The 14,403-nt window shown below is 44.1% G+C and carries 18 protein-coding genes; 7 read left to right on the top strand and 11 right to left on the bottom strand.

Features of this window, described 5'->3' with window-relative positions; all coding sequences use genetic code 11:
- Positions 1-20: 20 nt before the first annotated feature.
- The 3 genes from IQQ51_RS22365 to IQQ51_RS22355 are packed head-to-tail and all read left to right on the top strand — an operon-like array spanning position 21 to position 1,242.
- Entirely contained in the window at positions 21-482 is a 462-nt protein-coding gene (locus IQQ51_RS22365; protein ID WP_017062614.1) for a nitrate reductase cytochrome c-type subunit, read from the top strand.
- 29 nt (positions 483-511) lie between these two features.
- Positions 512-1,093 (top strand): NapC/NirT family cytochrome c, encoded by a 582-nt coding sequence (locus IQQ51_RS22360; RefSeq protein WP_009845456.1) that lies wholly within the window; start codon positions 512-514, stop codon positions 1,091-1,093.
- Positions 1,094-1,104: 11 nt separating this feature from the next.
- A complete protein-coding gene (locus tag IQQ51_RS22355; protein ID WP_065675419.1) occupies positions 1,105-1,242 on the top strand; it encodes a TIGR02808 family protein in 138 nt (45 codons plus the stop codon).
- Positions 1,243-1,369: 127 nt separating this feature from the next.
- Here IQQ51_RS22355 and phaC read toward each other — a convergent pair whose 3' ends face one another.
- The 5 genes from phaC to IQQ51_RS22330 all read right to left on the bottom strand — a co-directional run bounded on the left by phaC (position 1,370) and on the right by IQQ51_RS22330 (position 6,941).
- A complete protein-coding gene (gene phaC, locus IQQ51_RS22350) occupies positions 1,370-3,196 on the bottom strand; it encodes a class I poly(R)-hydroxyalkanoic acid synthase (protein ID WP_193842173.1) in 1,827 nt (608 codons plus the stop codon).
- 75 nt (positions 3,197-3,271) lie between these two features.
- On the bottom strand, positions 3,272-3,619 hold the full coding sequence (locus IQQ51_RS22345; protein WP_048613546.1) for a phasin family protein: 348 nt from the start codon (positions 3,617-3,619) through the stop codon (positions 3,272-3,274).
- Between the two features lie 130 nt (positions 3,620-3,749).
- Positions 3,750-4,961, bottom strand: coding sequence for an acetyl-CoA C-acetyltransferase (locus IQQ51_RS22340; protein WP_193842189.1), 1,212 nt, complete (start codon positions 4,959-4,961; stop codon positions 3,750-3,752).
- A gap of 26 nt (positions 4,962-4,987) precedes the next feature.
- A complete protein-coding gene (locus tag IQQ51_RS22335; RefSeq protein ID WP_048613548.1) occupies positions 4,988-5,728 on the bottom strand; it encodes an SDR family oxidoreductase in 741 nt (246 codons plus the stop codon).
- Positions 5,729-6,257: 529 nt separating this feature from the next.
- Positions 6,258-6,941 (bottom strand): SH3 domain-containing protein, encoded by a 684-nt coding sequence (locus IQQ51_RS22330; protein WP_193842172.1) that lies wholly within the window; start codon positions 6,939-6,941, stop codon positions 6,258-6,260.
- A gap of 96 nt (positions 6,942-7,037) precedes the next feature.
- On the opposite strand from IQQ51_RS22330, the gene IQQ51_RS22325 reads away from it, so the two are divergent.
- Together IQQ51_RS22325 and IQQ51_RS22320 are read left to right on the top strand one after the other, a co-directional pair.
- Positions 7,038-7,613, top strand: a complete 576-nt coding sequence (locus IQQ51_RS22325) for a hypothetical protein (RefSeq protein WP_052879503.1) — start codon at positions 7,038-7,040, stop codon at positions 7,611-7,613.
- A 269-nt stretch (positions 7,614-7,882) separates the two neighbouring features.
- On the top strand, positions 7,883-8,125 hold the full coding sequence (locus IQQ51_RS22320) for a hypothetical protein (protein WP_017062621.1): 243 nt from the start codon (positions 7,883-7,885) through the stop codon (positions 8,123-8,125).
- Positions 8,126-8,294: 169 nt separating this feature from the next.
- On the opposite strand, the gene IQQ51_RS22315 is transcribed toward IQQ51_RS22320, so the two are convergent.
- Positions 8,295-8,753: an Lrp/AsnC family transcriptional regulator gene (locus IQQ51_RS22315; protein ID WP_017062622.1), complete on the bottom strand. Its 459-nt coding sequence runs from the start codon at positions 8,751-8,753 to the stop codon at positions 8,295-8,297.
- 149 nt (positions 8,754-8,902) lie between these two features.
- On the opposite strand from IQQ51_RS22315, the gene IQQ51_RS22310 reads away from it, so the two are divergent.
- Together IQQ51_RS22310 and IQQ51_RS22305 are read left to right on the top strand one after the other, a co-directional pair.
- Positions 8,903-9,832 carry a DMT family transporter gene (locus tag IQQ51_RS22310; protein WP_050654117.1) on the top strand — a complete coding sequence of 310 codons (930 nt, stop codon included), beginning with the start codon at positions 8,903-8,905 and terminating at the stop codon, positions 9,830-9,832.
- Between the two features lie 158 nt (positions 9,833-9,990).
- Positions 9,991-10,455 carry a hypothetical protein gene (locus tag IQQ51_RS22305; protein ID WP_017062624.1) on the top strand — a complete coding sequence of 155 codons (465 nt, stop codon included), beginning with the start codon at positions 9,991-9,993 and terminating at the stop codon, positions 10,453-10,455.
- Positions 10,456-10,504: 49 nt separating this feature from the next.
- Here the strand turns inward: IQQ51_RS22305 and IQQ51_RS22300 are convergent, their stop codons facing one another.
- From IQQ51_RS22300 to IQQ51_RS22280, 5 genes are all read right to left on the bottom strand, one after another.
- A complete protein-coding gene (locus IQQ51_RS22300; protein WP_193842171.1) occupies positions 10,505-11,878 on the bottom strand; it encodes a sensor histidine kinase in 1,374 nt (457 codons plus the stop codon).
- 66 nt (positions 11,879-11,944) lie between these two features.
- Positions 11,945-12,676, bottom strand: coding sequence for a response regulator transcription factor (locus IQQ51_RS22295; RefSeq protein WP_193842170.1), 732 nt, complete (start codon positions 12,674-12,676; stop codon positions 11,945-11,947).
- 81 nt (positions 12,677-12,757) lie between these two features.
- Positions 12,758-13,438, bottom strand: a complete 681-nt coding sequence (locus IQQ51_RS22290) for a spondin domain-containing protein (protein ID WP_193842169.1) — start codon at positions 13,436-13,438, stop codon at positions 12,758-12,760.
- A gap of 9 nt (positions 13,439-13,447) precedes the next feature.
- A complete protein-coding gene (locus IQQ51_RS22285; RefSeq protein ID WP_048606346.1) occupies positions 13,448-14,131 on the bottom strand; it encodes a spondin domain-containing protein in 684 nt (227 codons plus the stop codon).
- A complete protein-coding gene (locus IQQ51_RS22280; protein WP_181949898.1) occupies positions 14,124-14,264 on the bottom strand; it encodes a hypothetical protein in 141 nt (46 codons plus the stop codon). Before IQQ51_RS22280 ends, IQQ51_RS22285 begins: the two co-directional genes overlap by 8 nt.
- Positions 14,265-14,403: the final 139 nt, after the last annotated feature.

Here is a 14,403-nt window from a genome sequence, read left to right as displayed (position 1 = left end):
TTTAGGCGGAGAAATTAACCATGAAAAAACTGATTACTGCCCTACTATCAGCTGGTCTTTTGCTAGCTGGTGCAGTTCAAGCTGAAGCTGAACTGGATAACCCAGGCGGCATTGGTGGCGTAGAGTCTCTACGTGGTGCAAGTGAACTTGAAGCAACTCGCGCAGCAGATGACTTCAAAAAGTTCCCTCGTGACCAAGTACTTGAGAGTGACTACGTATACCAACCACCTCTAGTGCCTCATACTATTCGTAGCTATGAAGTTTCTCTTAACGCTAACAAGTGTCTTTCTTGCCACAGCTGGAAAAACGCAAAAGAAATGGGTGCTACTAAAGTGAGCGTAACTCACTACATGAACCGTGAAGATGCGGTACTTGCAGACGTATCACCTCGTCGTTACTTCTGTCTACAGTGTCACGTACCTCAAGCTAATGCTAAGCCACTAGTTGAGAACGAGTTCAAACCTGTAGATTCACTGCGTTAATCGTAGCCGGACTGTAAGAGAGGCTATATATGATAAAATTACTTAAAGCGTTTTGGAAAAGACTCGCGACACCAAGTAAAGCAGCCGTAGGCGTTGTTTTATTCTTGGGTTTCTCGGGTGGTCTTTTGTTCTGGGGTGCATTCAACACGGGTATGGAGGCAACCAACACAGAAGAATTCTGTTCTGGCTGTCACGCACCTATCGTTGCTGAAATCCAAGAGACAATTCACTACTCTAACCGTTCTGGTGTTCGTGCTATCTGTTCAGATTGTCACGTACCTCATGAATGGACAGATAAAATTGTTCGTAAGGTTCAAGCATCTAAAGAGCTATATGCACACTTTATTGCGAAAACCATCAATACTGAAGAAAAGTTCAAAGCACGTCGTGCTCACCTAGCGGAACGCGAATGGGCTCGATTGAAAAAGAACGATTCACTTGAGTGTCGTAACTGTCACCAGTTCGATTACATGGACTTCTCAGAGCAGAGCCCTCGTAGTGCGAAACAACACTCGACTGCACTAGCTTCTGGTGAAAAAACGTGTGTAGACTGTCACAAAGGTATTGCACACAAACTACCAGACATGCACGGCGTTGAAGGCTGGCAATAAGGAGCAATTGAATGAGTACTTTAGAAAGCGTAATTTGGCACATCCTAGGTTACAGCGCTATGCCAGTTATCATTCTTGGTGGCTTTGCAGGTGTTGCAGCCGTATCTCTTTGGCTTTTATCTATGACTAAAGACAAAGAAGTCGATTAGAAATCGAAATTGCTTCAACTTAGGCCAATTATCTTTGGGATGAGTTGATACTAAAAAGCCACTGAATTCAGTGGCTTTTTTATTATCTGACGTTGTGTATCTTTATTTTTGAATGTGACTTAACGCCCTAAGCTTCGTTTTCTGGCGCTTCTTTCTCTACGGTCTCTTTATCAACCTGCTCTTGATCGACAATCGGCAGCACCTGTTTTACATAGTTGCCTGGCGCTTTGCCTATCACTGGGTTAAGCTCTGAGCCTTGATTGAAAGGTTCGATTTTTTCGTCAGTTTCAAAACCTTGGAGCCACTGATTCCAGTGTGTCCACCAAGACCCCTCATTATGAGTCGCATTAGTTAGCCACTCATCCACCGAGTCGTCTAGGTTGTCATTCAGCCAGAACCCGTACTTCTTCTTGTCTGGATGGTTAACAATACCCGCGATATGACCAGACTCGCCCAGTACGAACGTCTTGTTGCCACCGGTATTCAAAGCACCACGGTACGTCCCCTGCCACAAGGCAATATGGTCTTCTTTAGCTGAAATGAAGTAGCTTGGTATTTTGATCTTATTCAGATCAATCCAAACACCGCCCACTTTCACGCCTTTGTCTTGAACCAGTTTGTTCTCAAGGTAAAGCTCACGCAGCAAGAAGTTATGGCACTTAGCAGCTACGTTTGTGCTGTCACTGTTCCAGTACAGAAGATCAAACTCCATCGGGCTGCTGCCTTTGAGGTAGTTATCAATGTAGTAGTTCCAGTACAGGCTGTTTTCACGAAGCAAACTGAACGTCACACTCAACGAGCGACCATCCATATAGCCTTTGCCATCGTTCTGCTTCTCAATCGCGTTGATGATTGTCTCATTGATATACGCGCCCACCTCACCCGGCTGCGAGAAATCCAACAAGGTGGTAAAGAACGTCGCGGTTTTAATGCGTTTCTTCATACGCTTCGCAGCATAGTAAGCCACCGTAGAGGCCAGTACCGTACCACCGATACAGTAACCCGCGGCGTTGATCTGCTCTTTACCAGTAATGTCTTCAATCGAAGCAACCGCTTTAACCACGCCTTCCGTGACATAGTCACCGAATTCTTGATCTTTCTGCGCCTCGCCCGGATTACGCCAAGACATCATGAACACGCTGTGCCCTTGCTCAAGCAACCAGCGTACCATCGAGTTCTTCTCACGAAGGTCGAGAATGTAGTACTTGTTGATAAACGGCGGAACAATCAGCAAAGGCGTCGCATTGACCTGCGGTGTCTTTGGATAGTATTGAATGAGTTCAAACAGCTCGTTTTGAAAGACAACATCACCCTCGGTATTCGCAACATCCACACCCAATCGGAAGGCGTTATTGTTGGTCATGCGGATCTTGAGGATATCAGCACTCGCTTCAACGTCTGCTTGTAACTGCTCTAACCCATCGAGAAGGTTTTCACCATTTCGCTCAAGCGTCAGTTTCATCAACTCTGGATTCGTTGCAATAAAGTTACTTGGAGAAAGTGCATTGATTGCCTGACGAGAAAAGAACGCCACTCGCTCTTTGGTTTTTTCGTCAATACCTTCGATCGAGTTGATGGTGTCGATATAGCTTTTACTGAACAACAAATAGGATTGTTTGATAAAGCTGTAGAACGGGTCGTTTTTCCACGCTTCATCAATAAAGCGCTTGTCGCTGCGGTCTTCTGAGATAACACTCTCGGTGTTGCCCATCAGCGCGGCATTCTGCCAGATCTTAAGTTGCTGTTCCCACCATTGAGATTGTAACTGAAGCAGAACGGCGGGTTGGTTGGCGGCTTGCTCGAAGATTTTTGATGCATCATCAAAGTTCAATTCTTGCATCGCTTGGTTTAGGGGAGATTGCGCGGCTTCCTTGTTTTGTTCAAAGCTTTCCCACCATTGCTGGTTCGTTTGTTGAAGTTTAACAAGGTAGTCCGAAAAGAAGTGTTGAAACATAACATGACTCCAATAATCGGAAAATCGCCACCGAGCCTCACAGTAAATACTGCGCTAACTCGATGGCGATTAAATTTATGCAGGTGTAACTGTTTTCAAGTTTTCAGTTGTTAGTGTTTCAACATCTTCTTTGAACTCTTTTGCAGCAGCTTGCATTTTTGAACTATCACTCATCATCTGTTGAGACAATTGAGTTAGCGCTGCTAGTTGCTGGCTGTTGAACGCCGTTAGGCTAGTCACGTCTTTGATTTCAGTCACTGCTTTCATTTGCGCAAGACCCATGTCCGTGTAAGTCTGCATTGCATTCATTTGCAGTTCAGTCATCGTTTGGACGTTCTTTGCAACCAACTTGTTGAACTTTAAGTACGGTTCAAATTGCTTTTCAGTTTGGTCAGTAATTGTTTTGAAAATATCCGTGTACATAAGTAACTCCTGATGAATACATAGTTTAATAAATTTGTGTCACTATCGTTTCAGCCAACGCTCATCGATTAACTCACGATGCTTTGAAAAGCTGATCCGATATTTAAGCTTGCTACCGATATATCAGGCTCTAACCTTCAATACCTTTTAGCAAAACAGCGGTTCCCATTCCTCCACCCACACAGAGTGAAGCAACGCCATAAGTCGTTTTCTGTTCAAGCATTTCATGGATGAGTGAAACAATAATTCGATTACCTGACGCACCTAAAGGATGGCCAAGTGCGATTGCACCACCATTCACATTGACCTTTGGCTTGAACTCATCAAGTGGTAAGTCATGCTGCTCTGACAATTGGTACATTACGCCAAGAGCTTGTGCTGCAAACGCTTCATTTAATTCAAACAAATCTACTTCTTCTAGAGTGAGATTCGCCTTATCAAGCGCTTTAGAAACCGCTTCTACTGGTCCTAGCCCCATAATCTTTGGGTCCAAACCTGACTGTGCGTAGCTGGTCAGTTCCACTAAAGGTGTTAGACCATATTTCGCTACCGCCGACTCAGACGCTAAGATGATTGCACTCGCGCCATCATTGATGCCCGAAGCGTTACCTGCCGTAACAGACCCTTCACGGTCAAAAGCTGGACGAAGCTTTTGCAGACCTTCGAATGTCGCGTCTGACTTCGGGTACTCATCGGTATCAAAAGTGACGGTTTGTCTGCGCTGCTTAACTTCTACAGGCACGATTTGCTCGTTAAACTTACCCGCTTCAATCGCAGCAACGGCTTTCTGTTGGCTTTCTAAAGCATAGTTATCTTGAGCTAGGCGCGAAATATTCAGCGTGTTCGCGATATTCTCAGCGGTCATGCCCATGTGGTAATGATTAAACGCATCGGTTAAGCCATCACCAACCAGTAAGTCTTTCATTGAGATGTCACCCATTTTGTGACCATTACGAACGCTCGCTGGTACCACAAAAGGAATTTGTGACATCACTTCAACGCCAGCAGCAATAACCACTTCAGCATCTTGTGCTTTTATGTGCGCCGCTGCGTCCATCACTGATTTCATGCCGCTTCCGCAAATCATGTTCACACCGTATGCTGGTGTTTCTTCAGGAAGCCCTGCATAGATGGAAGCCTGACGAGCAACCCCCATGCCTTGACCTGCCGAAATCACGTTGCCGACGATCACTTCATCAATCGCATCTAACGAAATATCGACAAACTCAAGTGCACCTTTGATCGCAACGCCAGCCAGCTCGCCCGCAGATACGTTTTTTAGCGACCCGGTAAATGCACCAATAGGAGTGCGCTTAGCCGCAACAATAAATACTTTTTCCATCATTCCAATCCCTTCAGTTTCGCTAATTAGTGCATGTACAAGCCGCCATTCACAGACAATGTTTCGCCTGTAATGTACGCGCCAGATTCACTCGCTAAAAAGCCCACTGCGTCTGCAATTTCAACAGGTGTTGCTAAGCGTTTCATCGGAATTTGGTTCTTGATTGAATCCAGTACTTCAGGCTTCATTTGCTCAACCATAGGAGTTGCTGTGTAGCCAGGAGCAATTACGTTCACGGTTACGCCGCTACGAGCGCCTTCCGCAGCCAAAGCTTTAGAGAAACCAATCATTCCAGCTTTTGCTGCCGAGTAGTTAGTTTGTCCAAATTGACCTTTAAGACCATTGACGGAAGAGATGTTGATGACTCGGCAGTTACCCTTTTCACACATAGGAGCGAACAAAGGTTGAGTTACGTTGAACAAACTGTTTAAGTTCGTTTCGATAACCTCTTTCCACGCTTCGGCATCCATCTTTTTAAAGACGCTATCACGTGTAATACCTGCGTTATTGACCAGCACATCCACCGTGCCTTCTTCTTCTAACAACTTGCTTAAGCTCAGCGCACATTCCGCAGTATTGGTAACATCTAATTCAAACAATCTCACTTGATCTTCGGTGAATTGTTTTTCGTTAAACCAATCCAAGGCACATTGGTAATTTCCAGTAAAATAAGTCGCGATAACACGATAGCCGTCTGCAACTAATTTAGAAGAAATTGCTGAGCCGATACCGCCTTTTGACCCTGTAATTAAAGCAAGCTTTTTCATTAATGGTTCCATCCCTTACAAGCAATTAAATAACAATGATGTTAATAAGATAATGTCTTAGTTGATAATTAAAATTTACGTTTTGCTTTAATTAAACCCTACAGCTCAAAATCAAAAAGTATTATTACAAATATAAAATATTTTCATATTATGATTAAAAACTAGACTTGCATCCCAAAACCAATGAAATGTTACGAACATGTAAATTAACGCAAAGATCTGATATTAATAAGGTTTATTTAATTTTACTTTTATCACCAAGCAGATAAGCCTTTGTTAATACGAGATAAATCTATATCTCTCAGCTTGTTTCAAGAATAATGCAATGTGGGAATTTGAAATGATTGATCACGAGAATAATAACAAAACTCTTATTAGGAATTAATAAATGGTTCCTAATGAATCTATATGAGCTTCAATATAATTAACGTTCTAAATGGGGAAGATGAGCATTATGAATAGACAAAAAAGCCCACTCAATCTATGAGTGGGCTTAAGTAAATAGCATTAATAAATTGAGCGTGGGATCTTACTTCGTAAATATTTCATTTGTATTTACATCAAGATAAATTTTGTTTTCAAGGGACAACCCACCACAATAAATAAAATAGACATCTCTGTGACTGTACTTAACAGATTTCACCCATCCGCCTAATTCTTCAAAATCACTTGGGGCACACTCCCCCTCAGAGATCAGTTTAGCCACCGAATTACGGAATTTTTCTTGATGGATCTTGAGGTCATCAGACTTAACCAAATAGGAATCCAATATCTCTTTGCTTTCTTTTTCCGAAATAATGACTTCATCATTCGATAAGCCTGACATAGAGACCCATTCCGCCGTCTGTGGGCCGCCTTCTTTAAGGACTATATAGTCTGAGATACGTGCCCATTCGCCTTGTTTCTCGAGTACCTCCACCTTTTCTCCTTTATAGAGGTAATCTGTTATCAAGCCATCAATTTCAGGTTGCTCGACCACTTCAAGCTTTCTCTCCAAAACGTAAAATTCCGTCTGCTCGGGTTCAGGCTGAAGATCCATGATAGGTACAAGGTCAGATTCAGGTTGCTCGGTAGCTTCTAACGCCGGCTCTTCCGTTTTCTCTTGTGGGATTGGGTCTTTATTCATGACCAAGAAGTAGTATGCCGCTCCTCCCCCTCCGCCCAATATCAACAACACAAGTAAAGCGATCAGCGCTTTTTTCATCAAATCCACCAGCTCTTCCGTTATAGGTATGTCTCAAGTGTACATCAACTCATGCTGCTGCTCATCTATACTCTCAATAGAGCGCACGGTAAGTAGAGGAAAGTCATGAGTTTTTGGGGGAAGGTTATCATTGTAAGCGTAACTTTGAGTGCCAATGTCGCTCTAGCGAATCATTGTGACCGTGAAAACTGGCAAACACTTTTGGATCGTCAGCTCTCTTTTGAAGGTCGCTATAATCAGTACACCAAAGAGTTCAACCAAGTTCTCTCAACCTACGAATCACAAACATTGTTATCTAAACACTTTAATGAAAAGCAGATCATTGAACTTTGGGCTAAGTACGAAGAAAGGTTTAATGTGCAGCTCAATAGTCATATGAATACCGCGTATGACGTCTCCGAGGTTTTGCTACAACAGGCGTATGTTGTGTCTAGTGAACTTGAAGGCGCTGACTCTCTAGCGTATTCATGGCAAGCCGTCGCCAAACACTGCACCAAAGCAAAACTCCCACGCCAGGCAGAAAGCGCGCAGGTGCACGTCCAAAGCTCACAATCACTCTCCCGAGATCTCCATACACTCAGTGAAAAATTCCGTCAGCTGTCTTCAAAATACCGCAGAGAAGCGACGATGATTGATGAAGCACGCCACATAAACCAACCGGTAAACGATGCATCAAACTGAAATCACCATTAGATTCTCTCACTCGTTCGACTGGACTTTTCCAATAAATATGCTCAATCCCATTCATAATATTCTAAGAACTCGTTAATCAAAGCTTTATCAATAGGTTGTAAAAGTAATGTGCTATCTATCAACAATGAAGTTCAATTTCCGACCAATGCAAGCGAGTATGTGAGATATTCATCACAAAATAGATTTACAAACGCCAGAAAATTGTTATCATGAATCTTCATATAACTTAATAACAAGAAACATTTTGGCTAGGTAATATGCAAAAGACTATGGCTTTCAACTGCTTGAGTAACACGGAATGGACTGCAGAGATAAGAGGTAAACTTTTATCTGTAGCTAAACACATGGAAGAGTTCGGTTCAGTAAGTGAGCTAGAGCTATGTAAGATATTTGGAGAGACAATTTGGAATGACGGCGTGGATTATCATTCACATGCTTTTTCATTCAGAATTAATGCACAAACTGGGGATTGTTCAATCTCTAACTTTAAGTATCACTAAGTTTTGCACCTATCATATACGGAGTACCTTTCACGAGGTGCTCCGTTTTTTATTGCCTGAAGCCTGACACTTAATGGATGATTTTTGATATTGACCGCGCTTCTACTTCAGGAGTAAACCATTTCGTTTTCAGCTCATTCTTCCTTCGTGTTACTGCTCAGAGTTTGGCTTAATCGGTATAAATTGGCAGTGGTGCATTGCCTTTTACTTGTCTTATCGCAAGGTGGGTATGAATATCTTTCACGTTAGAGAGCCTTTGAAGTTTTCTTGTAAATGCCTCGTAGGCCATCAAGTTCGGGCTAACCACTTCTAGCAAATAGTCATAAGCCCCAGATACAACGTGGCAACTGATCACCTCTTCCATCTCTACAACAGCCGCTTCAAACTTATCTATCGACACTTCTTGGTGGTTGTTTAGGCTCACCTCAACAAACACACTCATTGCGATGCCGACTTGTTCTCGTGACAAGCTCACACGATAACCGTCAATAATGCCCTTTTCTTCTAGCCTTTTGACTCGTCTTGCACAAGGTGAAGGTGATAACCCCACTTCATCAGCAAGTTCAGCCGTGGTTAACCTGCCATCTTTTTGTAGCAGTTCGAGAAGATGTCTATCAATTCTATCCATAGTAAATGCCAAACATTAGTTAAATCCGTTAATTATTTGGTAAATGTTAGCAGAAATCATCAACGATAGTTCAATTTAGGCCAAAACTTGCCAACCTGTGGCACAACAACTATTCCATAATGAGTCATCACCCACTCTCCTTCAATATTATGAATCTTGGCTACTTATCTATTACTGTCACCCTACTCATTTGGGCGAGCTTCTTCCTGTCTCTTAAAGGCGGCGCAAATTCAGATTTAACACCTGCCGATATCGCCCTCACAAGATTTCTCATACCGGCTTTGGTGTTATTGCCTTTGATGTGGAAAGCACGCAGCACGATTGCTGAAGTCCCTAAACGATATCTAACGGGTATGTTCGTAGGTAGCGGATTACCTTATCTGCTCGTTGCAGGAACGGCGATGCAGTTTGTTCCGGTATCACATGGCAGTGCTCTTGTTCCGGGCACGCTCCCTCTGTTCGTCACTGGAATTGCGGTACTCTTTTTTAAGCAGCCACTCAGCCGACACCGTGTTGTCGGTTTAGGTTTGGTTTTGCTCGGCATACTGTTGTTTTTAGGGAGTAGCTTAAGCAGCTTCAACTTTGAATACACCAAAGGTCATTTGTTGTTTTTATGCGGAAGCTTAATGTGGGCGATGTTCACCATCTCAGCTCGTGTCGCTAATCTTAATGCGTTAGTCAGTGCCGGTTTTATTTCTCTCTGCTCTACTTTGCTGTTACTCGTCCTAATCCTGACAGGATCCCTCCCAAGCCACCTAATGGACACACCTATCGCTAATTGGCCCTTCACAGAGCTTGCCGTTCATTCAGCAGTGCAAGGCGTTGGGGCGGGTTTAATCGCGGCGTTCACTTACCTTTATGCGGTTAATACCTTAGGGGCTGAACGCTCTGCCGCTTTTGGCAGTGCAACACCCGCAGTGGCGACCTTGTTGGCGATCCCACTATTCAACGAGATTCCTGATGCGATGACTTGGCTCGCCCTTGGTTCGATTTGCATCGGCAGTTTGGTCGCGAGTAACATTTTCATGAGAAACGATCAGTCCATGCAGTACCAACCGCCAAGCCATAGCAAAGCCTGATACTGCGTTCAAACCTAAATACAGTTCCCCTAAGCATCGATTTTAGGGCTTGTAGTACACAGATAAGCCTGCAAACGTAGGCTTATCTAAAATCTGCTTTTTCTGAGCTCGCTTCTCCATTAAACTGTCCGACCTTTTTGCAGATCCAAGAGAACACCATGCAACGCGACTACACCTTAAATTGCTTAATCACCATGCCTCGCCATGAACTAGAAGAATTTAGTTTAAGAATGATTCATCGCCTTGTTCCTGAAGATGCAATGACGGAATTGTTTACGTTCGAGCAAGAAGAAGTCACCAGCGAAGAACGCATGCAATCAGCAAAGTTTGACGCAATGCTTCGAATGACCGCTATCGCGCTTGGTGAAGTGAACCTAGCTTTCTCAGAGTCAGATAACTCGCAACAGAACATCGAGCGAATGACTCGCCTACTGCTTTGGCACTTCTACTCAATTTCTTTCAACCTTGAAGAAGCAATCGCAATCGAAGTGCACTGTGAGAAAGTAGAAAAGATCTTAAAGAACGCACCTAAAGATGCGTTTGGCTGGGTTAAAGAATTAACTGAACTGCTTCACTTCTACGCAAAAGTGAACGAAGGTAACGAAGACAGTAAAGACGCTTAACGTTACTTCTACGTAAGTACACATCAAGCTAAATCGAAGGCAGATAGAGCTATACCGAAGGCAAGTAAAAGCTTTGCTGAAAGGAGTTCTCTGCCTTTGTTGTTTCTAGCACACTGTGATGCAACATCAGTATCGACTGCGCGATCTTGGTTCCTATTCCCAAAGAACCATTCGGCGCTTCCTGTTCAACCCCATTATGAATCACCACCTTCACCCGTTTGGAATCCGCTTCAAAACCAACATCTAACGACACCGCGGTGCCACTTGGGCTATGCCTCAATGCATTATCTAAAAGATTCAAAATCAACCTCTCAAGCAGATCACTGTCACCCACAGCCTTGATTCCATTAGGCATATGAACGTTCAACTCTACATTCTTATGGCGATACTGGCTTTGAATCGTTTCTAAACATTCGCTCATTAGCCCATTGAAATCGATTGAAGCGTATTGATATGTAGGTACCGGGTTATCGTTCTTGGCGCTATCTAACAGCGAATGGAGCTGTTCAGATAACTTGTTGCCATTGCGGTAAGCAACGTCAATTAACGGGTCTGATAGCGGGTTTTGAATCTTCCACGTTTCCAGATAACCCAACACACTCGACAATGGCGTTTTCAAATCATGACTGAGTTGTAATAAGCTTTGTCTGCGGTGTGATGACTGATATTCAAGTTGCAAAAATTGCTGTTGAATGTGCTTCGCCATTAACTGATACGAGCGTGCAATCGGCACCAATTCTGGTACTTGATGAATGAAGTTCGGATCCAATCGAAAATCTTGCTCTGCTTGTTGTTGTAGCTTGTTGGTTACTGCTTCTATTGGGTTTAACAGGCTACGTTTGACCAACAGATAAGCCCCAACCGCAAAACCTAAGATAGAGATCAGCATGAGCCCCGCTAGCGCAATGTATGGCGTGTCGACCTGCGAATTGGCAATCACGGTGTGGCGATTACTGCCAATCAAAACGTACAGATAGCCAACGGTCGAACCTAGCTCTTCAATCGCTGCTACGGAAAATACCTTACGAGCTCCCGGATTTATCGGATCTTCCCCCAGAATGGGATAAGGCTCGTCGTTTAAAAACTGTTGAATGGGCGCTAAGTCTATCTGGTTGGCTAACACAGTGCCTTCTGGCGCAGCATGAGTCGTAATCTTGCCCTGACTGTCGAGGAAATAAATATCGAAATCTGGCCCTATCAACATCAAGGTGTGGAATATGGATTTGAGCGCTTTAGGGTTGTAGTCGGTACCAATCATCAGAGGGTTATCATCGCGCATATGAACCGCGAGCTCTTTGTGTAAGCTCTGCTTAGTTCTTTGTTCTATGGTCTCTTTTTGCCAATTATAAGTGTAAGCGATCACCACACTCACGAGCAGAAACCACAAACTGGTGAACAACACTAAACGCGATTTGAAACTCATGCTCTCTCCTCGATGGCTCTTAGGTGTTACTGGCTTTTTAGTAAACTTCGGACGCGACACATAGGCCTAAGCTTTCGACTCAAACTTATAGCCAACACCCCAAACGGTTTTAATGAAATCATCATCACTATTCGGCATCGCAAGCTTGGTTCTTAGACGGTTGACTGTGCTACACACGGTATGGTGATAGCCGGAGTGATGAGTATTCCAAACATGATCGAGCAGCTCGTCTTTGCTATACACACGTCCCGGACGGGTTGCTAAGAAATGAAGTAAGGTAAACTCGGTAGCAGTCAGCGGTACATCTTGGTTATTGAGTGACACCTGATGGCGTTCAGGTTGAATAGTGAGCCCACCAAAATTCATAATCGATTCTGCTATCACAACCTCTTGAGTCGCTGATTCGACATGGCTTAAACGGCGAAGCACGTTCCTCACTCTTGCTTGAAATTCGAGAACGCTGAAAGGTTTCGTTATGTAGTCATCAACACCGGCTTCTAAGCCTGACACCTTATCTAACTCAGCATCTCTTGCGGTTAGCATGAGTACTGGCGTCCAATCCTCTTGCTGACGCAACATTCGACAGAAATCGAGTCCGTCACCGTCTGGTAAGCCACGATCCAGTACGATCAAATCGAAATGACCCTCTTTATAGAGCGCCTGAGCCTTTTCAATCACATTAGCTCTGATTACGTTATGCCCTTGGAACTTAAGATGCATCTGCACCAGTTCAGCCAAGTCATCATCGTCTTCAACCAACAATATGTTTGCCATCAAATTTACCGCAGCACTATTCATGATCCCTGCTCTATTCTGAGTCTGCCCACCTTTCAATTGACCGGAACAGAGCAGGAATTCTTTCATCGTGCTTTCAACCTGTTACTCAGTTCGAGTAATGGTGATTCTTGCACCGGGGTTAAGGAAACGATGATTGGCACTTAAAGTAGAGGTCGTGAGGCCGTCATCTTGGCTGATTACGCCAGAGTGGAAACTCACTACATCGGTGTCGTCACGTGTGGTATTAAAACCCTCACCACCGCCTGCTGGTCCCGGAATGGTTGCAGCAAGCTCATCGTTCAGCTCAGTTCCCGAATCCCAAACATTCATGTTCATGGTAAAGGTTTCACCCACCGCTAATGACTTGAGCGATAGACCGGATTCGCCGACAAACGCATCATTAGTATTCACCAACATGGAAGCAACTGAGATATACCCTTCTTGATTTGGGTCGACACGAATCGACACCGTGTCTTGCTCTCCTGAAAGAATCAACCCATTGCCTGAGATACCTTGATAAACATTGCCGTCACTGTCACTAAGCGCAAGTAATTGTGCATTACTGCCACCTTCCGCCAAGTATTCAAGATCGACAGAAGCACTTTGCCCAACTTCAAACAGGTCAAAATTCGTATTGTGAGTCAACACCGCGAGCGGTGACATTGGTTGATTGGGGGTGAGGTTAGTAACACTCACATCATAGCGATAGTAATCGTCGTCATCGTCCGGGCAACCCGCTAACACAGCTACTGATGCAGCGATAAATAGAATTCTAGCTTTCATACATCCCCCTTACTTCACAACAATGGTGATAGTTGCAACAGGGTTTAACCAACGATGACTACTGCTATCGAGGTCACTGATGCCGCCCGCCGCGTCACTATCACCAATGTTACCCGGATGAATATGAACCTTAGCGTTTGATACTGCCGTTTCTACACCTGTACCACCAGCGCCAAAGGTAATGAATGGAGGGTTCGGCATGCTGCCCGCCAGCTCATCATTGGCTTCTGTACCCGCGTCATAACCATTTAGAGTCGCTTTGTAGGTGCCCGCTTGAGTTGGGATTTTCCAGCTATCTAGACCAACAAAGCCGTCGTTAGTCGGCAGCAGCATGGCACCCAATGATAGGTACTCTAAATCGCCAGTACTGATATCAAACGTAGTTGCGACACCCGGATTGAGAATTCCGGCCGCTGGATTCTCCACCACCACGCCTCCCGCGTTGGCAATGACACCAGATAAACCTGAAATATCGCCACCTTCGGCCATGGATTCTAGTTCCGCAGAAGCCGTTTCACCCGTTCTAAACATGAACAAGCTTGAGTCATGAGCTGCTGCTAAGATAGGCGTAAAGTAGATCCCTTTCGTTGCATTAGTGACAGTGATTTCAAGCTCAGCAGCCTGAACTTGAGCCGCTCCGAAGGCCAGCATAGCCGAGCTGATCACTAAGCTGATTTGAGTACGTTTATTCATTTTGATTCCATCCTTTATCGAGTCCTATCGTTGCCAACAAAACGAGTAACAGCGATATACCGTTACCTTTGCCAGAACGAACTGTGGTGTTGTTGACTCTAAGAATGGCGATCAAATCTATCAGCAACTTCATTGAATTCTCATAAAACTCTCACAAGTTTATCCAAACTTATTACTGCCAATAAAAATAGCGGTAAGGTATTAATATTTAATCGAAAAGTATCAATTCATTATTTGCGCAGGAAGGGATAGAAAAGAAGGTAAAGAATAGA

Source organism: Vibrio sp. OPT18 (assembly GCF_015163615.1).
Classification (GTDB): domain Bacteria; phylum Pseudomonadota; class Gammaproteobacteria; order Enterobacterales; family Vibrionaceae; genus Vibrio; species Vibrio coralliirubri.
This window is presented reverse-complemented; position numbering and strand designations above follow the sequence as displayed.